Here is a 23,588-nt window from a genome sequence, read left to right on the forward strand (position 1 = left end):
TCCGGAAGCAAATCCACAGTGGCGTGTGGTCTGCCAAGCCTTACTCTGGCGCTTGAATTTTCTTACGTGGAGACACGCGCATGAATACCCGGGGCCTGCTCGATCAACTCCTCAAGTCCGGCCAGCAATTACTAGAAAAACAGGGCGGCAGCAGCAAGCCAGGGAGTGCTCCCAGCGGGCTTGGCGGGCTGTTGTCCGGTGCGGGTGGCGGGCTGTTGGGTGGGGGCGCTCTGGGCCTTTTGCTGGGTAGCAAGAAGGCTCGCAAATACGGTGGCAAGGCGTTGACTTACGGTGGCCTGGCGGCACTGGGCGTGCTGGCTTACAAAGCCTACGGCAACTGGCAGGCCAACCAGCAGCTGGCTGGCGCCGAGCCGCAAACCGTCGACCGCCTGCCGCCAGCCCAGGTCGAGCAGCACAGCCAGGCCGTGCTGCGGGCGCTGGTGGCGGCGGCCAAGTCCGATGGCCATATCGACGAGCGCGAGCGGGCGCTGATCGAGGGCGAATTCACCCGCCTGGACAGCGACCGCGAACTGCAGCATTGGCTGCATGCCGAGCTCAACAAGCCGCTGGACCCGGCCGAAGTGGCGCGTGCCGCACAAACCCCGGAGATGGCCGCCGAGATGTACCTGGCCAGCGTGATGATGGTCGACCAGGAAAACTTCATGGAGCGTGCCTACCTGGATGAACTGGCCCGCCAACTGCGCCTGGACCCAGCCCTGCGCCAAGAGCTGGAAAGCCAGGCAAGGCTTGCCGCCGGCCAGTGATTGCGGCGAACGGGGCCGCCCGCTGCTCGAAGGTTGTGCTGCCTTTGTAGGCGCGGGCTCGCCCGCGAAGGGCTGCGCAGCAGCCCCAGTGGCCTGTCTATCAGCAAGGATGCCTGATAACTCCACATTTCAGCCGCAAATGCGTAGGAAGCCTGGGCTATACTTCGGCGATTTTTCCCGCTCGTTGTGAATTCCTGAGGGCTGAATGTGAAGAACTGGACTTTGCGCCAACGGATCCTGGCAAGTTTCGCCGTGATCATCGCCATCATGCTGCTGATGATCGTGGCCGCCTACTCGCGGTTGGTAACCATCGCTTCCGCTGAGCAAGCGGTGGGCACCGACAGTATCCCCGGCCTCTACTACAGCTCGATGCTCCGCAGTGCTTGGGTCGACGGCTACGTCAACAGCCAGCAATTGGTGGGCCTGTCCAACCACCGTGAATTCACTTCGGCCGACGCGGAGCTGTTCAAAAGTTTTCAGGACCGGCTCAGGCAGCACATGGCCAGCTACCAAAGCACCATACAGGACGATGACGACCAGGCGCGCTTCGACACCTTCGTCCAGATGGAGGCCAACTACCTCAAGATTGTTGATCAGGTTTTGGACGCCTATCGCCAGCACAACTACGCCGAAGCCCAGCGGCTGATCACCGAGGTGCTCACCCCGGCCTGGACGGACGGCCGCAAGCTGCTGAACGAAGTGATTGACCACAACCGTGCTTCCGCCGCCACCGACACCGCCGAAATTGTCGGCGCCGTGAGCACGGCCAAGGGCAGCATGATCGTTTCCCTGCTGTTGGCGATTATCGCCGCCGGTATTTGCGGCCTGTTGCTGTTGCGCGCCATTACCGCGCCGGTTCAGCGCATTGTCCATGCCCTCGACAAACTGCGCTCGGGCGACCTGAGCATGCGCCTGAACCTGGACCGCAAGGACGAGTTCGGCGCCATCGAAAGTGGCTTCAACGAAATGGCCGAGGCCCTGGCCAACCTGGTCGCCCAGGCCCAGCGCTCGTCGGTACAGGTGACCACGTCGGTGACCGAAATTGCCGCCACCTCCAAGCAACAGCAGGCCACCGCTACCGAAACGGCCGCCACCACCACCGAAATTGGCGCCACCTCGCGGGAAATCGCTGCTACCTCGCGTGACCTGGTGCGCACCATGACCGAAGTCACCTCGGCCGCCGACCAAGCCTCCAGCCTGGCCGGCTCTGGCCAGCAGGGCCTGGCGCGCATGGAAGAAACCATGCACCAGGTAATGGGCGCCGCCGATCTGGTCAACGCCAAGCTGGGCATCCTCAACGAAAAAGCCAGCAACATCACCCAGATGGTGGTGACCATCGTCAAGGTCGCCGACCAGACCAACCTGCTGTCGCTCAACGCCGCCATCGAAGCGGAAAAGGCCGGCGAGTACGGCCGTGGCTTTGCCGTGGTGGCCACCGAAGTGCGCCGCTTGGCCGACCAGACCGCCGTAGCCACCTACGACATCGAGCAGATGGTGCGCGAAATCCAGTCGGCAGTGTCGGCCGGGGTCATGGGCATGGACAAGTTCTCCGAAGAAGTGCGCCGTGGCATGTTCGAAGTGCAGCAGGTGGGCGAGCAGCTCAGCCAGATCATTCACCAGGTGCAGGCCTTGGCGCCGCGCGTGCTGATGGTTAATGAAGGCATGCAGGCCCAGGCTACCGGTGCCGAGCAGATCAACCAGGCGCTGGCGCAGCTCAGCGATGCCAGCACCCAGACCGTCGAGTCGCTACGCCAGGCCAGTTTCGCCATCGATGAGCTGAGCCAGGTGGCCGCCGGTTTGCGCGGCGGCGTGTCGCGCTTCAAAGTCTGACTGCGATGAACCACTTGCAACCGCACGCTGCGCGGGCGGGCAGCGCCAAGGGGGCGTTGTACCTACAGTTTCGCATCCAGGAACAGCGCTTTGCCCTGAGCGTGCACGAGGTGATCGAGGTGCTGCCGCGCCAGCCGCTCAAGCCCATCGCCCAGGCGCCGGCCTGGGTGGCGGGGCTTCTTGCGCACCGTGGCTGGCTGGTGCCGGTGGTCGACCTGGCGGCGTTGAGCTTTGGCCAGCCGGCGGCGCAACGTACCAGTACGCGCCTGGTGCTGGTGCATTACCGCGGCGGCCTGCAGCTTGGCCTGATCCTGGAACAGGCCACCGAAACCCTGCGCTGCCACCCCGACGAGTTCCAACCTTACGGCGTGGACAGCGGCGAAGCCCCTTACCTGGGCCCGGTGCGTCAGGATGACCAGGGCCTGTTGCAGCGCATCGAAGTCGATGACCTGCTGCCCGACGCCGTGCATCGGCTACTGTACGCCGATGCCCCGACAGGGATGCCGAGATGAACGAACAGCATTTTTTCCGCTTCTTGCGCGAGCGCATTGGCCTGGACGTGGAGTCGGTTGGGGCGCCCATGGTCGAGCGTGCACTGCGCCAGCGTTGCGAGGCTGTGAACGCCACGGGCCTGGACGATTACTGGGTGTGCCTGCAGCAGTCGATGGATGAGCAACAGGCGCTGATCGAGGCAGTCATCGTCCCGGAAACCTGGTTTTTCCGTTATCCCGAATCCTTCACTGCCCTGGCCAGCCTGGCGCATAAGCGCCTGGCCGAGCTGGCCGGTGCACGCCCGCTGCGCTTGCTCAGCCTGCCATGCTCAACCGGTGAGGAACCTTATTCGCTGGCCATGGCCCTGCTTGACGCTGGCATCGCGCCAGGGGCGTTCCTGATCGACGGCATGGACATCAGCCCCCTTTCGGTGGCCAAGGCCGGGCAAGCCGTTTATGGGCGCAATGCCTTCCGCGGCAATGAGCTGGGCTTTCGCGAGCGCTACTTCGAGGCCGTCGACGAAGGCCACCGCCTGCATGAACGGGTGCGCGAACAGGTCAGCCTGCAGGTGGGCAATGTGCTCGACCCAGGGCTGGCCACCCGCGATGGCCTGTACGACTTCGTGTTCTGCCGCAACCTGTTGATCTATTTCGACGTGCCTACCCAACAGCGAGTGTTCGAAGTGCTCAAGCGCCTGCTGCACCCGCAGGGCGTGTTGTTCATCGGCCCAGCCGAAGGCAGCTTGCTGGCGCGGTTGGGCATGCGCCCGCTGGGGATTGCCCAGTCATTCGCTTACGTGCGCCAGCAGGGCGGTGACGCCGCGCTGGCCCCGCCCCAGCCAGCGCGACGCACCTTGCCGGCCATGGCAGCGCCGGCCTATCCGCCGCCGAGCGCTGCGTTGCCACGCCCACTGCGTGTGCTGCCTGTGGCCGCCAGGCCAGCGCCAGCGCGCGAGCAAAAGCGCGAGGAAGCCAGCGAGTTGCTGGCCAGTATTGCCCGGCTTGCCAATGCCGGCGCCAGCCAGCAGGCGCGTGCCGAATGCCAGCGTTACCTGGGCCAGTTCGCGCCTTCGGCGCAGGTGTATTACTGGCTGGGGCTGCTCAGCGATACCGATGGCGATGCGCAGCAGGCGCTGAGCCACTATCGCAAAGCCCTGTACCTGGAGCCGCAGCACCCCGAGGCGCTGGTGCACCTGGCGGCCTTGCTGGCGGCCCAGGGCGATTTGGCCGGTGCCCGGCGCCTGCAGGAACGTGCCGCGCGGGTTGGCCGGGAGCCTGAACGATGAAGGGTACCTCTGCGATGCAGTTGCTCGCCGAAGAAGATGCGCACATCGACGATTGCTGGAACCGCATCGGTGTGCATGGTGACAAGCAGTGCCCGTTGCTGCCGCGGCATGTTCACTGCCGCAATTGCGAGGTGTATGCCGCCGCGGCGACGCGGTTGCTCGACCGCTACGCGCTGATGCAGGAGCACCAGGCGGCGGTGGCCTTGCCTGTCGAGGAAAACACCGGCCGCTCCATGCTGCTGTTTCGCCTGGGCGAAGAGTGGCTGGCTCTGGCCACCGCCTGCCTGGCCGAAATCGCCCCGCTGCAGGCGGTGCATTCCTTGCCGCACCAGCGCTCGCGGTTGCTGCAGGGCGTGGCCAACGTGCGCGGTGCGCTGGTGCCGTGCCTGTCGCTGGCCGACCTGCTGGGCGTGCAGGCCAGCGGCGCCGAGCAGCGTGGCGGCCGGGCGTTGCCGCGCATGCTGATTTTGGCGGCTGAAGGCGGGCCGGTAGTGATGGCGGTCGAAGAAATTGATGGCATTCACCGGCTCGACCCGCTACTGCTTGGCAGCGGCCAGGACGCCACCCACTTCACCGCCGCAGTGCTGCAATGGCGTGGCCGCAGCGTGCGGGTTCTGGACGATCAACACTTACTTTCTGCCGTGCAGCGGAGCCTGTCATGACCCCAGAGCAAATGCGCGACGCATCGTTGCTCGAACTGTTCAGCCTGGAGGCCGAGGCACAAACCCAGGTGCTCAGCGCCGGCCTGATGGCGCTGGAGCGCAACCCCACCCAGGCCGACCAGCTCGAGGCCTGCATGCGCGCCGCCCACTCCTTGAAGGGCGCCGCACGGATCGTCGGGGTGGACGCTGGCGTCAGCGTCGCCCACGTCATGGAAGACTGCCTGGTAGCCGCCCAGGAAGGCCGCTTGCGCCTGAGCGCCGAGCATATCGACGCCCTGCTGCAGGGCACCGACCTGCTGATGCGCATCGCCACGCCGGGGGATGCCGGGGCGCAGGCGACCCTGCCGGTGTTCCTCGCGCAAATGGCCAGCCTGCTCGACCCGGGTGCGCCGGCCATGCCTGCCGCAACCCCTGCTGTGCCCGCGCTGCCAGCAACATCGCTACCCCTCGTACTGCCCGCGCCATTGTCGCTGCCCGCTGACCTCCTCGAGCCACCGCCCGAACCCGAGCCGGCCCCGCGGCGCAGGGCCGGCAAGCGCGCCGGTGAGGGCGCGGAGCGGGTATTGCGGGTAACCGCCGATCGCCTCAACAGCCTGCTCGACCTGTCCAGCAAATCGCTGGTGGAAACCCAGCGGCTCAAGCCTTACCTGGCCACCCTGCAGCGCCTCAAGCGCATGCATGGCCAGGGCATGCAGGCACTCGACAGCTTGCGCCTGCAACTGGAGGACAGTGGCCAGAGCAGCGAGGTACTCGAAGCCTTGGCCCAAACCCAGCGCCTGCTGGCGGAAACCCAGCAGATTTTGCAGCAGCAGGCTGCCGACCTCGACGAATTCGGCTGGCAGGCCAGCCAGCGCGCGCAACTGTTGTACGACACCGCGCTGGCCTGCCGAATGCGCCCGTTTGCCGATGTGTTGACCGGCCAGAGCCGCATGGTCCGTGACCTTGGCCGCTCGCTGGGCAAGCCGGTGGGGTTGCTGGTGGAAGGGGATAAGACTCAAGTCGACCGCGATGTACTGGAAAAGCTCGAAGCGCCACTGACCCACCTGTTGCGCAATGCCGTCGACCACGGCATCGAGCTGCCGGAGCGGCGCCTGCTGGCAGGCAAGCCAGAGGAGGGCGTGATTCGCCTGCGTGCCTCGCACCAGGCTGGCATGCTCAGCCTGGAGTTGATCGACGATGGCGCCGGCATCGACCTGGAGCGCTTGCGCAGCAACATCGTCGAGCGGGCGCTGTCGCCCGCCGACACGGTGGCGCGGATGAGTGAGGCAGAGCTGCTGACGTTTCTGTTCCTGCCCGGGTTCAGCCTGCGTGACAAGGTCACCGAGGTGTCTGGGCGTGGTGTGGGCCTGGATGCGGTGCAGCATATGATCCGTGAGCTGCGCGGTTCGATCGAGCTGACCCAGGTGGCCGGGCAGGGCTGCCGCTTCCACCTGCAGGTGCCGCTGACCCTGTCGGTAGTGCGCAGCCTGGTGGTCGAAGTGGGTGGCGAAGCCTATGCCTTCCCGCTGGCCCATATCGAACGCACGCTGGAAGTGGCTGCCGAAGCGATCGTGCAGATCGAAGGGCGCCAGCATTTCTGGCACGAAGGCCGGCATATCGGCCTGGTAGCGGCCAGCCAGCTGCTCAACCGCCCGGCTGGGCAAACTGAGGAAAGTAGCCTGCGGGTGGTGGTGATCCGAGAGCGCGAGCAACTGTATGGCGTGGCCGTGGAGCGCCTGATAGGCGAGCGGGTGCTGGTGGTGATGCCGCTTGACCCGCGGCTGGGCAAGGTGCAGGACATATCCTCCGGCGCTTTGCTCGATGATGGCTCGGTGGTGCTGATCGTTGATGTCGAGGACTTGTTGCGTTCGCTCGAGAAACTGCTCAGTACGGGCAGCCTGGAGCGCATCGCGCGCGGCAGCAGTGGCGCGCGTGGCGTGGTCCGCAAGCGCATCCTGGTGGTCGACGATTCGCTGACCGTGCGTGAGCTGCAGCGCAAGCTGCTGGGCCACCGCGGTTACGAGGTGGCCGTGGCGGTGGACGGCATGGACGGCTGGAACGCCCTGCGCGGCGAGGACTTCGACCTGTTGATCACCGACATCGACATGCCGCGCATGGACGGCATCGAGCTGGTCACCCTGGTGCGCCGCGACCAGCGCCTGCAATCGCTGCCGGTAATGGTGGTGTCCTACAAGGACCGCGAGGAAGACCGAAGGCGTGGCCTGGATGCCGGAGCCGACTACTATTTGGCAAAGGCCAGTTTCCACGACGATGCGTTGCTGGATGCTGTAGTTGAGTTGATTGGAGGTGCTCAAGGATGAAGATCGCCATCGTCAATGACATGCCCATGGCCGTCGAGGCGCTGCGCCGGGCGGTCGCCCTGGAGCCCGCGCACCAAGTGGTGTGGGTCGCCAGCAATGGCGCCGAGGCGGTGCAGCGCTGCAGCGAGCAGTTGCCGGACCTGATCCTCATGGACCTGATCATGCCGGTGATGGACGGCGTGGAGGCGACCCGGCGAATCATGGCCGAAACCCCGTGCGCCATCGTCATCGTCACGGTCGACCGTAAACAGAACGTGCACCGGGTGTTCGAGGCCATGGGCCACGGCGCCCTGGATGTGGTCGATACGCCAGCGCTGGGGGCGGGCGATCCGCGTGAAGCAGCAGCGCCACTGCTGCGCAAGATCCTCAACATAAGCTGGTTGATTGGCCAGCAGCGTGCACCGGCCGCCCGCCCGGTCGCCGCGCCAGTGCGGGCGGCGTCCGCGCACCGTGGGCTGGTGGCGATCGGCTCGTCCGCGGGTGGCCCGGCAGCCCTCGAAGTGCTGCTCAAGAGCCTGCCGGCGGCGTTTCCGGCCGCTATCGTGCTGGTCCAGCATGTGGACCAGGTGTTTGCCGCAGGCATGGCCGAATGGCTTAGCAGCGCTGCCGGCCTGCCGGTACGCCTGGCCCGTGAAGGTGAGCCGCCGCAGCCGGGGCAGGTGTTGCTGGCCGGCACCAACCACCACATTCGCCTGCTACAGAATGGCCAACTGGCCTACACTGCCGAACCGGTGAATGAAATCTACCGGCCCTCGATCGATGTGTTCTTCGAGAGTGTGGCGCGTTACTGGAGCGGTGATGCGGTGGGCGTGTTGCTCACCGGTATGGGCCGCGACGGGGCCCAAGGCCTGAAGCTGATGCGTCAGCAGGGCTTCCTGACCATTGCCCAGGACCAGGCCAGCAGTGCGGTGTACGGCATGCCTAAAGCCGCCGTGGCCATCGATGCCGCAGTGGAAGTTCGCCCGCTGGAGCGAATCGCCGGGCGCTTGATGGAAATTTTCGCAAAATGACGATGTGTATTGAATCACGCCGCCTGGCCGGCAGTGATCGGGTGAACAGGTATGAATGATTTACCGATCGAAGGTTTTGCCACCACCAACGAAAACTCGGCGATGGTGCTGCTGGTCGACGACCAGGCCATGATCGGCGAGGCGGTGCGGCGTGGTCTGGCCAATGAAGAGAACATCGATTTTCACTTTTGCGCCGACCCGCACCAGGCGGTGGCCCAGGCCATGCGCATCAAGCCCACGGTAATCCTCCAGGACCTGATCATGCCTGGCCTGGACGGGCTGACCCTGGTTCGTGAGTACCGCAACAACCCGGCTACCCAGGACATCCCGATCATCGTCCTGTCGACCAAGGAAGACCCATTGGTCAAGAGCGCGGCGTTTGCCGCCGGGGCCAACGATTACCTGGTCAAGTTGCCGGACAATATCGAGTTGGTAGCGCGCATCCGCTACCATTCGCGCTCCTACCTGACCTTGTTGCAACGGGACGAGGCCTACCGTGCCCTGCGCGTCAGTCAGCAGCAGTTGCTCGACTCGAACCTGATGCTGCAGCGGCTGATGAACTCCGATGGCCTGACCGGGTTGTCCAACCGCCGCCACTTCGACGAGTACCTGGAGCTGGAATGGCGCCGGGCCATGCGTGAGCAGCAGCAGTTGTCGCTGCTGATGATCGATGTGGATTACTTCAAGGCTTACAACGACAGCTTTGGCCACTTGGCCGGTGACGAGGCCTTGCGCCAGGTCGCCGAAGCGCTGCGCGGCTCGTGCTCGCGGCCCACCGACCTGCCGGCGCGCTATGGCGGCGAGGAGTTCGCCCTGGTGCTGCCCAACACCTCGCCCGGCGGAGCCCGCCTGGTGGCCGAGAAGCTGCGCCAGACCGTGCTCGGCCTGGGCATCCCGCACACCGCCCCGGTGGCCGGCTCACACCTGACCGTGAGCATCGGCCTGGCCACCCAAACCCCTGCCATCGGCAGTGTTTGCCGGCAGCTGATCTCGGCGGCGGACAAGGGCCTATACCAGGCCAAGGATGGTGGGCGCAACCAGGTTGGTATCGCCTGACAGGGCCTCAACGGCGATGAGGCCCTGTGCTCAATAGGGTTCTGCCGATACCACTTCTACCGCCCGGCGGGTCTGCCGCCGTGCGGTGGACTCGGTTATACTCGCGGGCTTTTCACCGAATTCGCACGAGAGCCGCCCGCCCATGGAAATCCAACCGATCCTGAACACCATCAAGGACCTCACCGAGCGTTCCCAGTCTATTCGGGGGTATCTTTGACTACGATCACAAGCATGACCGCCTGATCGAAGTCAACCGCGAGCTGGAAGACCCTAACGTCTGGAACAAGCCCGAGTACGCCCAGAGCCTGGGCCGCGAGCGGGCCATGCTGGCGCAGGTCGTCGAGACCCTGGACAAGATGTCCAACGGCCTGGCCGACTGCAAAGACTTGCTCGACATGGCGGTCGAGGAAGGTGATGAAGGCGCCGTCAGCGACGTCGAGACCGAGCTGCAGGCCCTTGAAGAATCCCTGGCCCAGCTTGAGTTCCGTCGCATGTTCAGCGGCGAGATGGACATGAACAACGCCTACCTGGACATCCAGGCCGGTTCCGGTGGTACCGAAGCACAGGACTGGGCCAACATCCTGCTGCGCATGTACCTGCGCTGGGCCGACAAGCGCGGTTTCGATGCCACCATCATCGAGCTGTCCGAAGGTGAAGTCGCCGGCATCAAAGGCGCCACCGTGCACATCAAGGGCGAGTACGCGTTCGGCTGGCTGCGCACCGAAATCGGTGTCCACCGCCTGGTGCGCAAGAGCCCGTTCGACTCCGGTGCCCGTCGCCACACCTCGTTCTCGGCGGTGTTCGTGTCGCCCGAAATCGACGACAAGGTCGAAATCGAGATCAACCCGGCCGACCTGCGCGTCGACACCTACCGCTCCTCCGGTGCCGGTGGCCAGCACGTGAACACCACCGACTCGGCGGTCCGTATCACCCACGTGCCGACCAACACCGTGGTGGCCTGCCAGAATGAACGCTCGCAGCACGCCAACAAAGACACCGCCATGAAAATGCTGCGGGCCAAGTTGTACGAGCTGGAGATGCAGAAGCGCAACGCCGCTTCACAGGCGCTGGAAGACAGCAAGTCGGACATCGGCTGGGGCCACCAGATCCGCTCCTACGTACTGGATGACTCGCGCATCAAGGACTTGCGTACCGGCGTCGAGCGTAGCGATTGCCAGAAGGTCCTGGACGGCGACCTCGACCAGTACCTGGAAGCGAGCCTCAAGCAGGGGCTGTAAGCCGCACCCAACCGCCGCGGTACCAGGCCTGGGGCCGGTACCGCGTGCCCTGCCCGAAAGGGGCAACGAACACCTGATGGAAAGAATGACGAAATGAGCGACCTGAAGACCGAAGCGCAAGACCTGCAACAGGAAGAAAACGCCCTGATCGCCCTGCGCAAGGAAAAACTTGCCGCCGAGCGCGCCAAGGGCAATGCCTTCCCCAATGACTTCCGTCGCGACAGCTACTGCAACGACCTGCAGAAACAGTACGCGGACAAGACCAAGGAAGAACTGGAAGCTGCAGCGATCCCGGTCAAGGTAGCCGGCCGCATCATGCTCAACCGTGGCTCGTTCATGGTCATCCAGGACATGACCGGTCGCATCCAGGTCTACGTCAACCGCAAGACCCTGCCAGAAGAAACCCTGGCCGCGGTCAAAACCTGGGACCTGGGCGATATCATCAGCGCCGAAGGCACCCTGGCCCGTTCCGGCAAGGGCGACCTGTACGTCGAAATGACCAACGTGCGCCTGCTGACCAAGTCGCTGCGCCCGCTGCCCGACAAGCACCACGGCCTGACCGATACCGAGCAGCGCTATCGCCAGCGCTACGTCGACCTGATGGTCAACGAAGACACCCGCAACACGTTCCGTGTGCGTTCGCAGGTGATCTCGCACATCCGCAAGTTCCTCATCGAGCGTGACTTCCTCGAAGTCGAGACGCCGATGCTGCAAACCATCCCAGGTGGTGCCGCAGCCAAGCCATTTGAAACCCACCACAATGCGCTGGACATGGCCATGTTCCTGCGTATCGCGCCGGAGCTGTACCTCAAGCGCCTGGTGGTAGGTGGCTTCGAGAAAGTGTTCGAGATCAACCGCAACTTCCGTAACGAAGGCGTTTCGACTCGTCACAACCCAGAATTCACCATGCTTGAGTTCTACCAGGCCTACGCCGACTACCGCGACAACATGGACCTCACCGAGGAACTGTTCCGCGAGCTGGCGCTGCTGGTACTGGGCAGCACCGATGTGCCTTACGGCGACAAGGTGTTCCACTTCGGCGAGCCGTTCGCGCGTCTGTCGGTGTTCGACTCGATTCTCAAGTACAACCCGGAGCTGACCGCTGCCGACCTGCAGGACGTCGACCGCGCCCGCGACATCGCCAAGAAGGCCGGTGCCAAGGTGCTGGGCCATGAAGGCCTGGGCAAGCTGCAGGTGATGATTTTCGAGGAGCTGGTCGAGCACAAGCTGGAGCAGCCGCACTTCATCACCGAGTACCCGTTCGAAGTGTCGCCGCTGGCCCGTCGCAACGACGACAACCCGGCTGTTACCGACCGTTTCGAGCTGTTCATCGGTGGCCGTGAAATCGCCAACGCCTACTCCGAGCTCAACGATGCCGAAGACCAGGCCGAGCGCTTCCTGGCCCAGGTGGCCGAGAAGGACGCCGGTGACGACGAAGCGATGCACTATGACGCCGACTTCGTTCGCGCCCTGGAGTACGGCATGCCGCCAACCGCTGGTGAAGGCATTGGCATTGACCGCCTGGTGATGCTGCTGACCAACTCGCCGTCGATCCGCGACGTGATCCTGTTCCCGCACATGCGTCCGCAGGCCTGAGTGAATTGAAAAAGCCGCCTTTCGAGGCGGCTTTTTCTTGCCTGAAGCTTTATGTTGTCAGTACTGGCCTCTTCGCGGCTAAAGCCGCTTCTACAAGGGTTGCGCAGGGCCTGAATGCTGTGCGGTCCTTGTAGGCGCGGGTTTTGCCGCAAAAGGGCCAGCACTGACGAAACACTGTCCATGAGGTACCCCCGTGACACCCGCCATGCCTCACCAAGGCGCCGCCGGCATCGCCACCGCCGTCGCCGAAAGCGTGCAATACCAAGGCCGCAAGACTGCCCGCCAAGGCAGCGAACAGCGCCGCCAACTGATCCTCGATGCTGCCATGCGCATCGTCGTACGCGATGGCGTACGCGGTGTGCGCCACCGCGCCGTGGCCGCCGAGGCCGGTGTGCCACTGTCGGCCACCACCTACTACTTCAAGGACATCGAGGACCTGCTCACCGATACCTTTGCCCAGTACGTCGAGCGCAGCGCCGCCTACATGGCCAAACTGTGGGCCAACACCGAAGTGGTGCTGCGCCAAATGCTCGCCCAGGGCGATGGCAGCCCGCAGGCGCGGGCGCGTTTGGCGGATGAAGTGGCGCGCATGACCGCCGACTACGTCCAGCGGCAATTACTCAACCGCCGTGACTTCCTGATGGCCGAGCAGGCCTTCCGCCAAGAGGCGTTGCTGTGCCCGCGCCTGGCCGAGCTGGTGTGCGCCCATGAGCAGATCCTGCTGCATGGCACCCGGCAATTGCTGCAGGTAGTGGGCTCGCGGCAACCAGAACAAGACGCGCAAATGTTGACGGCGATTATCGAGCAGATGGAATATCAGGGCCTGCTCACGGATGCCAACGTGCAAGCCGATGGGCAGATGCTCGCTATGCTTACCCGATACCTGCAGCTGGTGCTGGCGTCGGCCTGAGCCGAGACCGACTTTTCAAGGAGAACCTGATGAAAGCCTGGCGTGTGGTGTTGTTGACGCTGTCATTCCTACTGCTGGGCGGTTGTCTGGTGACCTTCCACGAGCCGTTGCCCAGCAACCAGGCAGCGCCCAAGGCCCTGCTCGGCAAGTGGAGCAGCAAGGACGCCTGGGGCGAGCCGCTGAAACTTACCATCAGCCGTAGTGGTGGCGATGCCTACAAGGCGGTGGCCACGGCCAAGGGCAAGGCCCCTGAGGAGTACGTGTTCACCGTGTCGCGCCATGGCAACCGCTGGTACCTGTCGGCGGGCGTGCCCAAGCGCCTGGGTGGCAACTTCCTGATTGGCGGTTTCGACATCGTCGATGGCAAGGAACTGGTGGTCTACAACCTGGATGTCGAGCAGGTGCAGCAAGCGGTGGACAAGAAGGAACTCACCGGGCGCAGCACCGAGGTGCCGGAAGACAACGGCGACGGCGTGCTGATCGACAGCCCTTCGGCGCGGGTGTTGGCCTACCTGGACGACCCGGCCAACTCCGACCTGTTCGTCGAGGTGGCGCGGTTCCAGCGCTCCGGCAAATGACGGCGTTGGCTTCTTCGCGGCTAAAGCCGCTCCCACAGGGGCTGCATCAGGCTTGAGGGCTGTGATACCCCTGTAGGAGCGGCTTTAGCCACGAAGAGGCCGGTACAGGCAAAGCAAGGCTTGGCACTTTGTTCCAATAAGGAGTCCCCCGGTGGACGAATACCAGCAAACCATCCGCGCCTTGTCCGACCGCATCGTTGCGGCGCAAACCCCCATCCGGGTTCTGGACGCGGTGAAGTGGGACGACAATATTCGCCAGGGCTTCCTCAAAGCCAAGGGCAAGGAGCCGCCAGCCGTCGACCGCGCCTATTACCAATCACGCCCGTTGTCGTTCGACTCCAGCGCGGTCAAGGCCGAGTTCCAGGGCATCGAGCGCGACATCATTCGTCAGCTCGGCCAGTTCAACCCGGTCGGCCAGATCATGAAGCGCATGTGCCGCGAATACCGCATGGTGGTGCGCATGCTCGAAGCGCGTGGCACCGAGGATTTCGGCCTGATCTCCCAAGAGTTGTACGGCGCTGCCTCGGATGCCTTCCATGCCGGTGACCCGACCCTTGCCGACCTCGGCCTGATGCTGTCGGACTACCTGAACAACATCGATGGCCGTGGCGACCTCAAGGACGAGCCGAAGAACCTGACTGCCAAGGAGGCCGTCGACATCCTCCAGCGGCGGCTGAACAAGGTGTTCGGTGAAGCCGAAGAAACCATCCGCGTGTTCGAGTCCGACGGCATCGTTGCCGATGCCGCGGCCGGGGCCGACTATATCAAGGTGCGCGCCGACGCCATGTTCAACGCCCGCGACGTGCGCGCCCTGGAGGTGCACGAAGGGCTGGTGCACGTCGGCACCACGCTCAACGGCCTGAACCAGCCGATCTGCACCTTCCTGGCCAAGGGCCCACCGTCGTCGACGGTGACCCAGGAAGGCCTGGCCATCCTCATGGAGGTGATCGCCTTCGCCTCGTACCCCAGCCGCCTGCGCAAGCTCACCAACCGCACCCGCGCCATTCACATGGTCGAGGAGGGCGCCGATTTCATGCAGGTTTACGGGTTCTTCCGCGAGCAGGGCTTCGAGATGGCGCAGAGCTACAGCAATGCCAGCCGGGTGTTCCGCGGTTCGGTGCCTAATGGCCTGCCATTTACCAAGGACTTGTCCTACCTCAAGGGCTTCATCATGGTTTACAACTACATTCAGTTGGCCGTGAAGAAGGGCAAGCTCGAACAGATCCCGCTGCTGTTCTGTGGCAAGACCACCTTGGAAGACATGCGTACCTTGCGCCAGCTGGTCGAGGAAGGCTTGGTCGAGCCGCCCAAGTACCTGCCCGAACAGTTCCGCGACCTTAACGCGCTGTCGGCCTGGATGTGCTTCTCCAACTTCCTCAACCACCTGAGCCTGGACCGTATTGAAGCTGACTACGCGAACATTCTCTGAGTGCTGCCGCCTGCTGGCCTTGGGCTCGGTGCTGCTGGGCCTGAGCGGTTGCAGCAGCCTGCTGTTCTACCCCGAGCGTGGCCAGGCGTTCACACCTGAGCGAGCCAAGCTCGAGTACCGCGACGTCACCTTGACCACTGCCGATGGCATTCGCCTGCACGGCTGGTGGTTGCCGGCCAAGCCTGGGGTCGAGGTGAAGGGGACGGTGCTGCACCTGCACGGCAACGGTGGCAACCTGCCTGGGCACCTGGGTGGCAGCTATTGGCTGCCGGAGCAGGGCTACCAAGTGTTGATGGTCGATTACCGCGGCTATGGCCTGTCCGAAGGCGCGCCGAGCCTGCCTGCAGTGTACGAGGACATCGCCGCGGCCATCGCCTGGCTGGACCAGGCGCCCGAGGCCAAGGGCAAGCCGCTGGCGCTGCTGGGGCAGAGCCTTGGTGGGGCCATGGCCATCCACTACCTGGCGGCCCACCCCGAGCAGCGCCAGCGCTTCAGCGCGTTGGTGTTCGACGGTGTGCCGGCCAGCTACCGTGCGGTCGGGCGTTTTGCCCTCAGCACGTCGTGGATGACCTGGCCGCTGCAGGTGCCGCTGTCGTGGCTGGTGCCGGACGGTGACAGCGCAATCCGCTCGGTCGAGCAGCTGAGCAACCCGCCCAAGCTGTTCTTCCACAGCATCGACGACACCCTGGTGCCCATGGACAACGGCATTCGCCTGTACCAGCACGCGCCAGCGCCGCGCGTGCTGCAACTGACCCGTGGTGGCCATGTGCAGACCTTCGCTGACCCGACCTGGCGCCAGGTGATGCTGCGTTTCCTCGATGACCCCAGCCATTTCAACGGCCTGCGGCGGCTTGCCGAAGTGCCCAACTACCCTGACGAGAAGAACAAGCAATGAGTGAAGAACGCAACGCCATCCCGCTGATCCTGACCGGTGTCGGCAGCATCATCGTGACGGTGGGGGCCTTGTGGTATTACGGTTACCTGCATTTCGCCAAACCCGAGGATGCCCTGTTGCTGCAGGACTTCACCATGCTCAAGACCCTCCCGGGCGAGGACTACAAGGTTTCCTTGGACCCTGCGGCGCAGGTGGCGCAGTGCGTGGATGGCGTGCTGGTGCTGTTCGATACCCAGCAAAAAGGCCTGACCGGCGTGCTGGTGGACAACCGCAAGCGTGCGGTGCGCTGCATGGGCGAGGACACCCCGCAGCAAGTGCAGTGAGCCGGCTCCTCTATTGTCTGCACTGGCCCTTTCGCGGCTAAAGCCGCTCCCACAGGGACCGCGCCGGTTTCGAGTTTTGCGCGTTCTCTGTGGGAGCGGCTTTAGCCGCGAAAGGGCCGGGACAGGCACAAGAAAGCCCCGCATCGATCGCGGGGCTTGTCGTTTCAGCCAGCCTTACCGCTGCACCTGGCTCACCGAACGTGGCGCTACCGGCTGATTGTCGTTGGAGATAGTTACCTCCACCCGACGGTTTTGCGCACGCCCCGAGTTGTTCGAGTTGCTCGCTACCGGGTACTCCTTGCCATAGCCCTGGGAAACGATGCGCGCCGGGTCGACGCCGGCACGCACCAGCGCCATGCGCACGCTGTTGGCGCGGCGCTCGGACAGGGTCTGGTTGTAATTGGCCGAGCCGACGCTGTCGGTGTAACCCTCGACGATCACCTTGCGTTCCGGGTTTTCCTGAAGGAACTGTGCCAGCTTGGTGACGTTCGGGTAGGCGTTGCTCTTGAGTTCGGCCTTGTTGAAGTCGAACAGCACGTCGCCGAAGGTGACCAGCGTACCGCGGTCGGTCTGCTTGGCGTTGAGGCTGTCCTGCAGTTTGGCGATTTGTGCGTCGCGGGCGTCCAGCTTGGCCTGGGCGCGCTGGGCCGAGGCGTTTTTCAGGTCGGCCTCGGCGGTGCGCAGGGCGATGGTCTGCTTGGCCACTTCGATGCGCTGGTTGGTCAGGTAGGCCAACTGGTCGACCTTGTTCTGGTCTTCACGCTCCATGTAGGCCTTGTCGGCCTTGTTCAGCCAATCCTGGGCGTCCTTGGTTTCCAACGCCGCGACCTTGCTCGATTGCGGGTCGCTCTGCAGGGAGGAGAAGTTGCTGCGGGCCGATTCGAGGTTGGCATTCGGGTCGTGCGAGCAGGCAGCAAGGCCGACGCTCAGGGCCAGCAGGGCGGGGATCATGACGTAATTGCGCATAGTGTTCATCCTTTAATCGTGTGCGAAGGCTAAGGTTGGCGTGGCTGGGCTCACTGAGCGCTGCGCAGGCCTTCCTCACGTACGTCCTGAACGCCCTGGCGGGCATCCTGTACGGCCTTCTGGGCCTTGGCTGCCTGGGCCTTGCGCTCGGCAAGACGGGCGTCCCATTCGGCCTGCTCGGCCAGGCGTTTGGCGTCGTCATACTGTTTATCGTGCATGGCGATCTCGGCCTGCTTGAACTTGTCCTGAGCCGCTTTCATTTCCACGGCGGCAAACTCGGTGCCGCCAGCGCTAACGGCGGAGTTCACGGCGGACTGGGTGACGGCGTACTGCTCGGTGGGCGGGTTGCCTGCACAGCCGGCCAGGACCAGGCTACTGCCCAGGGCCAGCGCGGCCAGCTTGAACCCGCGCACCTGAGTGGATGAGGGTTTGCAAGTGCGGATTTTGTTGGTGGTCAGTTCCATTGGGTCACTCCTGTTTACGACGATGTCCGTAGCAGTCCATCGCTTATTCCCTGACAAATCCGTGCGCTTCAGCTCAACGGTGCACAACGGCAGGTGTGCAGGGTTTTAGCGTGATGGCTATTGGCTGGGACTGAGGCGGTTTTCGGATAGTTCAGAAAAATTCTGCTCAGGGGAGGAGTGTTTTGGTTGATGCCTTGGATTTGGGTATTCATGCCTCAGGTTTTGCATCGCCTGTGAGATCGAGCGCCGCCCGCGCGGCGCTTCGCGGGGCAAGCCCGCTCCCACATTTGTTTCGGGCCAGTCATTCCTGTCAGGTCACCTCTGTCTGCTTGGTTTGTACGGCTCGATATCGAGTCATGCGCCAAAGGGGCGCGTGGGCCTGTTACAGGAGTAACTGGCCCGAAACAAATGTGGGAGCGGGCTTGCCCCGCGAAGCGCCGCGCGGGCGGCGCTCGATCTCACAGGCGCTGTAAAACCCAAGCCCTGCACAGCGGGCACACGCTATTCGCTATCAGCAGCACTGTTGCTCAGGCTGTGCAGGTGCTGCCGCGACAGGGACAGAAAGCGCGGCGTAGGGCCAACATCCTCGTACAGCGGGTCGCCTTCTTCGTCGGTGGCGATGACCTGCCGGCCCTGCACATAAGGGAAGCTGGCTTCCAGCTCCTCGAGGGCGGCTGCCACCAGTTCGCCGAGCAGTTCCTCGGCGGTGCGCTTGGGGTACATGTCTATCAGCGCGGCCAGGCGTGCCTCGGACTCCAGGTCCAGGTGCAACACATGGCCTGTGCGGCTGAGTGTGCCGGCGGCATTCTGTTCCCAGTGCTGGGCGAGTTCACGAATTTTCATGATGACCTCAATCAACGCCTGCTAAGGCTGCATGGCAGGGGAGTACTGTGCTTTCACTTTAGTTTGCTTTGGCCGATCACGGCTTGCCATCGTCGCTCGGCTGTGGGCACTCTTGGACGATACCGCGCCCCCGTGCAGGCGCTGAGGCTGAAAGGGATGCAACGGAGTGGGCCAATGACCGATATCGATGTGCGTTTGCGTGAAGATGTCCATGTACTGGGTGAGTTGCTGGGCGACACCATTCGCCAGCAGCATGGCGAGGCATTCCTGCAGAAAATCGAGGGCATTCGCCACAGTGCCAAGGCCGACCGCCGTGGCCCCGGTGAGCAACTGAGCTCGACCCTGGCCGACCTCGGCGAAGAAGACCTGCTGCCTGTGGCCAGGGCCTTCAACCAGTTTCTCAACCTGGCCAACATGGCCGAGCAGTACCAGCTGATCCGCCGCCGCGACGCCGGCCAGCCCGAGCCTTTCGAGGCGCGGGTACTGCCCGAGCTGCTGGCGCGCCTGAAGCTGGCCGGCCACAGCAATGATGCCCTGGCCCGGCAGCTGGCCAAGCTCGATATCCAGTTGGTGCTGACCGCACACCCCACCGAGGTGGCCCGGCGCACGCTGATCCAGAAGTACGATGCCATCGCCGGCCAACTGGCCGCCCAGGACCACCGCGACCTGACCCCAGCCGAACGCCAGCAGGTGCGCGAGCGCCTGCGCCGGTTGATCGCCGAGGCCTGGCACACCGAAGAGATCCGGCGCACCCGGCCAACCCCGGTCGACGAAGCCAAGTGGGGCTTCGCGGTGATCGAGCACTCGCTGTGGCACGCCATCCCCAGCCACCTGCGCAAGGTGGACAAGGCCCTGCTGGAGGCCACCGGCCTGCGTCTGCCACTGGAAGCCGCACCGATTCGCTTTGCCTCATGGATGGGCGGTGACCGTGACGGCAACCCCAACGTGACCGCAGCTGTCACCCGTGAAGTCTTGCTGCTGGCGCGCTGGATGGCCGCCGACCTGTTCCTGCGTGACATCGATGCACTGGCTTCCGAGTTGTCCATGCAGCAGGCCAACGACGCTGTGCGCGAGCGGGTCGGCGATAGCGCCGAACCCTACCGCGCTGTGCTCAAGCAGCTACGCGACCGCTTGCGGGCAACGCGCGCCTGGGCGCATTCGGCGCTGACCAGCCACCAGCCGGCCAGCGCCGAGGTGCTGCTGGACAACCGTGACCTGATCGCGCCGCTGGAGCTGTGTTACCAGTCCTTGCACGAATCCGGCATGGGTGTAATCGCCGAAGGCCCGCTGCTCGACTGCCTGCGCCGCGCCGTTACTTTCGGCTTGTTCCTGGGCCGCCTGGACGTGCGCCAGGACGCCGCCCGTCACCGTGATGCGCTGACCGAGATTACCGACTACCTGGGCCTGGGGCGCTATGCCGATTGGGATGAAGAACAGCGCATCGCCTTCCTTCAGGCCGAACTGAAAAACCGTCGGCCGTTGCTGCCCGCGCACTTCAAGCCGCAAGCCGATACCGCCGAGGTGCTGGCGACCTGCCGGGAAATTGCTGCAGCACCGGCGGCCTCGCTGGGCTCTTATGTCATCTCCATGGCCGGTGCCGCGTCGGACGTGCTGGCCGTGCAACTGCTGCTCAAAGAAGCCGGCCTGACCCGCCCGATGCGCGTGGTACCGCTGTTCGAGACCCTGGCTGACCTCGATAACGCCGGCCCGGTGATGCAGCGCCTGCTCGGCCTGCCAGGCTACCGTGCCGCCCTGCGCGGCCCGCAGGAAGTGATGATCGGCTACTCCGACTCGGCCAAGGACGCCGGTACCACGGCAGCCGCCTGGGCGCAGTACCGGGCCCAGGAAAACCTGGTGCGCATTTGCGCCGAGCATCAGGTCGAGCTGCTGCTGTTCCATGGCCGTGGGGGCACGGTAGGCCGCGGCGGCGGCCCGGCGCATGCGGCGATCCTGTCGCAGCCACCGGGTTCGGTGGCGGGGCGTTTTCGCACCACCGAGCAAGGCGAGATGATCCGCTTCAAGTTCGGCTTGCCGGGCATCGCTGAGCAAAACCTCAACCTGTACCTGGCCGCCGTACTCGAAGCCACCTTGTTGCCACCACCACCGCCGCAGCCGGCTTGGCGCGCGGTGATGGACCAGCTGGCTGCCGACGGCGTCAAGGCCTACCGCAGCGTGGTGCGGGAGAACCCTGATTTTGTCGAGTACTTCCGCCAGTCGACACCGGAACAGGAACTGGGGCGCCTGCCGCTAGGCAGCCGCCCGGCCAAGCGCCGCGCCGGTGGTATCGAAAGCCTACGGGCGATCCCGTGGATTTTCGGCTGGACCCAAACCCGCCTGATGCTGCCGGCTTGGCTGGGCTGGGAAACGGCGCTTAATAATGCCCTGGCCCGCGGCCAGGGTGAGTTGCTGGCGCAGATGCGCGAGCAGTGGCCGTTCTTCCGCACCCGCATCGACATGCTGGAGATGGTGCTGGCCAAAGCCGATGCGCAAATTGCCGAAGCCTACGACGAACGTCTGGTGCAACCGCACTTGCTGCCTTTGGGTGCGCACCTGCGCGACCTATTGTCGCAGTCCTGCCAGGTGGTGCTGGGCCTGACCGGGCAGCCGGTGCTACTCGCGCACAGCCCCGAGACCCTGGAATTCATCCGCCTGCGCAACACCTACCTGGACCCACTGCACCGCCTGCAGGCCGAGTTACTGGCCCGCTCGCGCAGCCGCGAAGCCGCTCTGGACAGCCCGTTGGAGCAGGCCTTGCTGGTGACCGTGGCAGGTATCGCCGCCGGCTTGCGCAACACCGGCTGAGCGTGTGCCAAGGCAGGCCTGCCGGTGCGCCGTGCAGGCCCTGCAAGTGAACGGGAAGGGTGGTTGCGCCGGGCGCAACCGCCTGCCAGGCCAGCCGTAGGTGGCGCATTCCTGCAACTTTGGGACGCTTGTCTGGCTGCCGGGCGCTGTGTATCTTGAGCAGCCTTCTGACCGATTTATGGTCATACCCGATTTTCCGGACTTGGCCCTGGTCGCCGAATCCATTGAATTTCATAACAAAATTTGAGGAGCACGAGATGCGCGTAATTCTGCTGGGAGCTCCCGGGGCCGGTAAAGGTACTCAGGCAAAGTTCATCACCGAAAAGTTCGGTATCCCCCAGATTTCCACCGGTGACATGCTGCGTGCCGCCGTAAAGGCCGGTACCCCGCTAGGCCTGGAACTGAAGAAAGTCATGGATGCCGGCCAGCTGGTCTCCGACGAGTTGATCATCAGCCTGGTCAAGGAGCGCATTGCCCAGCCTGATTGCGCCAACGGCTGCCTGTTCGACGGCTTCCCACGCACTATCCCGCAAGCCGAAGCCATGGTCGCTGCTGGTGTCGACATCGACGCCGTGGTCGAAATCGCCGTGGACGACGAGGAAATCGTTGGCCGTATGGCTGGCCGCCGCGTGCACTTGGCTTCGGGCCGCACCTACCACGTTCAGTACAACCCGCCAAAAGTGGCTGGCAAGGACGACGAGACTGGCGAAGAGCTGATCCAGCGCGACGATGACAAGGAAGAAACCGTTCGTCATCGCCTGTCGGTCTACCACAGCCAGACCAAGCCACTGGTAGATTTCTACCAGAAGCTGTCGGCTGCCAATGCCGGCAAGCCTAAGTACAGCCACATCGAAGGTGTCGGCTCGGTCGACGCCATCACTGCCAAGGTCCTGGCAGCCCTGAGCTGATCCAGCGCCTGACGCACCTCGACAACGGCCCGCTAGCGGGCCGTTGTCGTTTTGGGCCGCACAGCGGCCCTTTGGGGACACAACGCCGTAGCTGCTCTATAATGCCGCTCTTTTCATTAGCACCTGGATACCCGTTCAATGACCACCCTGCTGGCCCTGGATACCGCCACCGAAGCCTGTTCCGTCGCGCTGCTGCATGACGGCAAGGTAACCAGCCATTACGAGGTGATCCCGCGCATGCATGCCCAGAAGCTGCTGCCGATGATCAAGCAGCTGCTGGCCGAGTCTGGCGTAGCCCTGAATGCGCTGGATGCCATTGCCTTTGGCCGTGGCCCGGGCGCGTTCACTGGTGTGCGCATTGCCATTGGCGTGGTCCAGGGCCTGGCGTTCGCCCTCGAACGCCCGGTGCTGCCGGTATCCAACCTGGCTGCACTGGCGCAGGGCGCATTGCGCGAGCAGGGCGTGCAGCAGGTGGCGGCCGCCATCGATGCGCGCATGGATGAAGTGTACTGGGGCTGCTACCAGGCCACGGCCGGTGAAATGCGCTTGGTCGGCGCGGAGGCGGTACTGCCGCCCGAGCAGGTGGCGCTGCCAGTTGGCTGCAGCGGCGAATGGTTCGGCGCCGGTACCGGCTGGGGCTACGCCGAGCGCCTGGCCGTGCAGGTGGCGGCCAGCAATGCCAGTGCCTTGCCCAACGCCTTGGACATTCTCAGCCTGGCCAGCTTTGCCTGGGCCCGCGGCGAAGCGGTGGCCGCCGAGCAGGCGCAACCGGTGTACCTGCGCGATAACGTAGCCACACCCAAGAAGCACTGAGTGCTGTTCGTCGGTTAGCGATGGTGACCCAAAACCTTTTGCGCGGTCTGTGGTCCAGTTAGCACTAAAGCATTAGCGATGGACCCCTGATGCTGCTAGATTGCCATCATTGGTCCTGAGTGCTCATGCCATGCGTATCGACGGTTTCTCACCCCAGTCTTATCCGGTCAAACGCACGCCGCGCAAGGCAGCGGTGCGTGACGATGCGATCGACGATGCCGAGGTGATCGAAGAGGCTGAAGCCGTCCCGCAGGAAGCCACCGCCCGCCGTCGCAGCGCTGGCCTGCCAGCCCGGCAGCAAGACATGGTCTTTCCCCGCGCCCGTGACCGGCGCACCGCCAACGCGCTGGCCAGCTACCTGAGCACTGCCGGTTTTACCGACTGGGACATGGAAGTACTGGGGCTCGACCTGTACATTTGAGGC

The 23,588-nt window shown here is 64.2% G+C and carries 22 protein-coding genes; 19 read left to right on the plus strand and 3 right to left on the minus strand.

The window, feature by feature from the left end; genetic code table 11:
• Window positions 1-80 precede the first annotated feature (80 nt).
• The 15 genes from DV532_RS05435 (at window position 81) to DV532_RS05505 (ending at window position 16,368) form a co-directional block, all read left to right on the plus strand.
• Window positions 81-764: a tellurite resistance TerB family protein gene (locus tag DV532_RS05435; RefSeq protein ID WP_056796263.1), complete on the plus strand. Its 684-nt coding sequence runs from the start codon at window positions 81-83 to the stop codon at window positions 762-764.
• A 207-nt stretch (window positions 765-971) separates the two neighbouring features.
• Complete coding sequence (locus DV532_RS05440) at window positions 972-2,594, plus strand: methyl-accepting chemotaxis protein (protein WP_056796266.1); 1,623 nt, start codon at window positions 972-974, stop codon at window positions 2,592-2,594.
• Between the two features lie 5 nt (window positions 2,595-2,599).
• The gene (locus tag DV532_RS05445) at window positions 2,600-3,106 is read left to right on the plus strand and encodes a chemotaxis protein CheW (RefSeq protein WP_056796269.1); all 507 of its coding nucleotides are present in this window, start codon (window positions 2,600-2,602) and stop codon (window positions 3,104-3,106) included.
• On the plus strand, window positions 3,103-4,371 hold the full coding sequence (locus DV532_RS05450) for a protein-glutamate O-methyltransferase CheR (protein ID WP_056796272.1): 1,269 nt from the start codon (window positions 3,103-3,105) through the stop codon (window positions 4,369-4,371). The genes DV532_RS05445 and DV532_RS05450 overlap by 4 nt, the downstream gene beginning before the upstream one ends.
• Complete coding sequence (locus DV532_RS05455) at window positions 4,368-5,033, plus strand: chemotaxis protein CheW (protein ID WP_056796277.1); 666 nt, start codon at window positions 4,368-4,370, stop codon at window positions 5,031-5,033. The genes DV532_RS05450 and DV532_RS05455 overlap by 4 nt, the downstream gene beginning before the upstream one ends.
• Complete coding sequence (locus DV532_RS05460) at window positions 5,030-7,333, plus strand: hybrid sensor histidine kinase/response regulator (RefSeq protein ID WP_056796279.1); 2,304 nt, start codon at window positions 5,030-5,032, stop codon at window positions 7,331-7,333. Before DV532_RS05455 ends, DV532_RS05460 begins: the two co-directional genes overlap by 4 nt.
• Complete coding sequence (gene wspF / locus DV532_RS05465; RefSeq protein ID WP_056796283.1) at window positions 7,330-8,343, plus strand: Wsp signal transduction system protein-glutamate methylesterase WspF; 1,014 nt, start codon at window positions 7,330-7,332, stop codon at window positions 8,341-8,343. The genes DV532_RS05460 and wspF overlap by 4 nt, the downstream gene beginning before the upstream one ends.
• A 51-nt stretch (window positions 8,344-8,394) precedes the next feature.
• Complete coding sequence (wspR, locus tag DV532_RS05470) at window positions 8,395-9,399, plus strand: Wsp signal transduction system regulator diguanylate cyclase WspR (protein ID WP_056796288.1); 1,005 nt, start codon at window positions 8,395-8,397, stop codon at window positions 9,397-9,399.
• Between the two features lie 142 nt (window positions 9,400-9,541).
• Window positions 9,542-10,637, plus strand: a protein-coding gene (gene prfB / locus DV532_RS05475; RefSeq protein ID WP_120715304.1) for a peptide chain release factor 2 whose coding sequence is annotated in 2 segments (ribosomal slippage) — window positions 9,542-9,613 and window positions 9,615-10,637 — 1,095 coding nt in all. Because the reading frame shifts where the segments join, the coding sequence is not laid out codon by codon here.
• Window positions 10,638-10,730: 93 nt separating this feature from the next.
• Window positions 10,731-12,233: a lysine--tRNA ligase gene (gene lysS / locus DV532_RS05480; RefSeq protein WP_056796292.1), complete on the plus strand. Its 1,503-nt coding sequence runs from the start codon at window positions 10,731-10,733 to the stop codon at window positions 12,231-12,233.
• 205 nt (window positions 12,234-12,438) lie between these two features.
• Window positions 12,439-13,143, plus strand: a complete 705-nt coding sequence (locus DV532_RS05485; protein WP_056796294.1) for a TetR/AcrR family transcriptional regulator — start codon at window positions 12,439-12,441, stop codon at window positions 13,141-13,143.
• 29 nt (window positions 13,144-13,172) lie between these two features.
• Window positions 13,173-13,721, plus strand: coding sequence for a hypothetical protein (locus DV532_RS05490; protein WP_056796298.1), 549 nt, complete (start codon window positions 13,173-13,175; stop codon window positions 13,719-13,721).
• Window positions 13,722-13,872: 151 nt separating this feature from the next.
• A complete protein-coding gene (locus DV532_RS05495; RefSeq protein ID WP_056796300.1) occupies window positions 13,873-15,150 on the plus strand; it encodes a flavohemoglobin expression-modulating QEGLA motif protein in 1,278 nt (425 codons plus the stop codon).
• Window positions 15,122-16,045 (plus strand): alpha/beta hydrolase, encoded by a 924-nt coding sequence (locus DV532_RS05500; RefSeq protein ID WP_056796301.1) that lies wholly within the window; start codon window positions 15,122-15,124, stop codon window positions 16,043-16,045. Before DV532_RS05495 ends, DV532_RS05500 begins: the two co-directional genes overlap by 29 nt.
• Window positions 16,042-16,368 carry a hypothetical protein gene (locus tag DV532_RS05505; protein WP_056796302.1) on the plus strand — a complete coding sequence of 109 codons (327 nt, stop codon included), beginning with the start codon at window positions 16,042-16,044 and terminating at the stop codon, window positions 16,366-16,368. Before DV532_RS05500 ends, DV532_RS05505 begins: the two co-directional genes overlap by 4 nt.
• 174 nt (window positions 16,369-16,542) lie before the next feature.
• Here the strand turns inward: DV532_RS05505 and DV532_RS05510 are convergent, their stop codons facing one another.
• From DV532_RS05510 to DV532_RS05520, 3 genes are all read right to left on the minus strand, one after another.
• Entirely contained in the window at window positions 16,543-17,334 is a 792-nt protein-coding gene (locus DV532_RS05510; RefSeq protein WP_056796303.1) for an OmpA family protein, read from the minus strand.
• A gap of 50 nt (window positions 17,335-17,384) precedes the next feature.
• On the minus strand, window positions 17,385-17,798 hold the full coding sequence (locus tag DV532_RS05515) for a DUF4398 domain-containing protein (RefSeq protein WP_056796304.1): 414 nt from the start codon (window positions 17,796-17,798) through the stop codon (window positions 17,385-17,387).
• A 501-nt stretch (window positions 17,799-18,299) separates the two neighbouring features.
• Window positions 18,300-18,641: a hypothetical protein gene (locus DV532_RS05520; RefSeq protein WP_056796305.1), complete on the minus strand. Its 342-nt coding sequence runs from the start codon at window positions 18,639-18,641 to the stop codon at window positions 18,300-18,302.
• 174 nt (window positions 18,642-18,815) lie between these two features.
• Between DV532_RS05520 and ppc the strand changes: the two genes are divergently transcribed.
• The 4 genes from ppc (at window position 18,816) to DV532_RS05540 (ending at window position 23,585) form a co-directional block, all read left to right on the plus strand.
• Window positions 18,816-21,443 carry a phosphoenolpyruvate carboxylase gene (ppc, locus tag DV532_RS05525; protein ID WP_056796306.1) on the plus strand — a complete coding sequence of 876 codons (2,628 nt, stop codon included), beginning with the start codon at window positions 18,816-18,818 and terminating at the stop codon, window positions 21,441-21,443.
• A 257-nt stretch (window positions 21,444-21,700) separates the two neighbouring features.
• Window positions 21,701-22,351: an adenylate kinase gene (adk, locus tag DV532_RS05530; protein ID WP_056796308.1), complete on the plus strand. Its 651-nt coding sequence runs from the start codon at window positions 21,701-21,703 to the stop codon at window positions 22,349-22,351.
• A gap of 138 nt (window positions 22,352-22,489) precedes the next feature.
• Window positions 22,490-23,164, plus strand: coding sequence for a tRNA (adenosine(37)-N6)-threonylcarbamoyltransferase complex dimerization subunit type 1 TsaB (tsaB, locus tag DV532_RS05535; protein WP_056796312.1), 675 nt, complete (start codon window positions 22,490-22,492; stop codon window positions 23,162-23,164).
• A 130-nt stretch (window positions 23,165-23,294) separates the two neighbouring features.
• Window positions 23,295-23,585, plus strand: coding sequence for a hypothetical protein (locus DV532_RS05540; RefSeq protein WP_056796314.1), 291 nt, complete (start codon window positions 23,295-23,297; stop codon window positions 23,583-23,585).
• Window positions 23,586-23,588 lie beyond the last annotated feature (3 nt).

Source organism: Pseudomonas sp. Leaf58 (assembly GCF_003627215.1).
Classification (GTDB): domain Bacteria; phylum Pseudomonadota; class Gammaproteobacteria; order Pseudomonadales; family Pseudomonadaceae; genus Aquipseudomonas.

What these genes read in the sequence shown, in the direction of transcription:
- DV532_RS05450 (WP_056796272.1), top strand. Translation starts at nt 3,103, where the DNA reads ATGAACGAACAGCATTTTTTCCGCTTCTTGCGCGAGCGCATTGGCCTG.
- ppc (WP_056796306.1), top strand. Translation starts at nt 18,816, where the DNA reads ATGACCGATATCGATGTGCGTTTGCGTGAAGATGTCCATGTACTGGGT.
- tsaB (WP_056796312.1), top strand. Translation starts at nt 22,490, where the DNA reads ATGACCACCCTGCTGGCCCTGGATACCGCCACCGAAGCCTGTTCCGTC.
- DV532_RS05510 (WP_056796303.1), bottom strand. Translation starts at nt 17,334, where the DNA reads ATGCGCAATTACGTCATGATCCCCGCCCTGCTGGCCCTGAGCGTCGGC.
- lysS (WP_056796292.1), top strand. Translation starts at nt 10,731, where the DNA reads ATGAGCGACCTGAAGACCGAAGCGCAAGACCTGCAACAGGAAGAAAAC.
- DV532_RS05460 (WP_056796279.1), top strand. Translation starts at nt 5,030, where the DNA reads ATGACCCCAGAGCAAATGCGCGACGCATCGTTGCTCGAACTGTTCAGC.
- DV532_RS05540 (WP_056796314.1), top strand. Translation starts at nt 23,295, where the DNA reads ATGCGTATCGACGGTTTCTCACCCCAGTCTTATCCGGTCAAACGCACG.
- adk (WP_056796308.1), top strand. Translation starts at nt 21,701, where the DNA reads ATGCGCGTAATTCTGCTGGGAGCTCCCGGGGCCGGTAAAGGTACTCAG.
- DV532_RS05490 (WP_056796298.1), top strand. Translation starts at nt 13,173, where the DNA reads ATGAAAGCCTGGCGTGTGGTGTTGTTGACGCTGTCATTCCTACTGCTG.
- DV532_RS05515 (WP_056796304.1), bottom strand. Translation starts at nt 17,798, where the DNA reads ATGGAACTGACCACCAACAAAATCCGCACTTGCAAACCCTCATCCACT.
- wspF (WP_056796283.1), top strand. Translation starts at nt 7,330, where the DNA reads ATGAAGATCGCCATCGTCAATGACATGCCCATGGCCGTCGAGGCGCTG.
- DV532_RS05485 (WP_056796294.1), top strand. Translation starts at nt 12,439, where the DNA reads ATGCCTCACCAAGGCGCCGCCGGCATCGCCACCGCCGTCGCCGAAAGC.
- DV532_RS05445 (WP_056796269.1), top strand. Translation starts at nt 2,600, where the DNA reads ATGAACCACTTGCAACCGCACGCTGCGCGGGCGGGCAGCGCCAAGGGG.
- DV532_RS05505 (WP_056796302.1), top strand. Translation starts at nt 16,042, where the DNA reads ATGAGTGAAGAACGCAACGCCATCCCGCTGATCCTGACCGGTGTCGGC.
- DV532_RS05435 (WP_056796263.1), top strand. Translation starts at nt 81, where the DNA reads ATGAATACCCGGGGCCTGCTCGATCAACTCCTCAAGTCCGGCCAGCAA.
- DV532_RS05455 (WP_056796277.1), top strand. Translation starts at nt 4,368, where the DNA reads ATGAAGGGTACCTCTGCGATGCAGTTGCTCGCCGAAGAAGATGCGCAC.
- wspR (WP_056796288.1), top strand. Translation starts at nt 8,395, where the DNA reads ATGAATGATTTACCGATCGAAGGTTTTGCCACCACCAACGAAAACTCG.
- DV532_RS05520 (WP_056796305.1), bottom strand. Translation starts at nt 18,641, where the DNA reads ATGAAAATTCGTGAACTCGCCCAGCACTGGGAACAGAATGCCGCCGGC.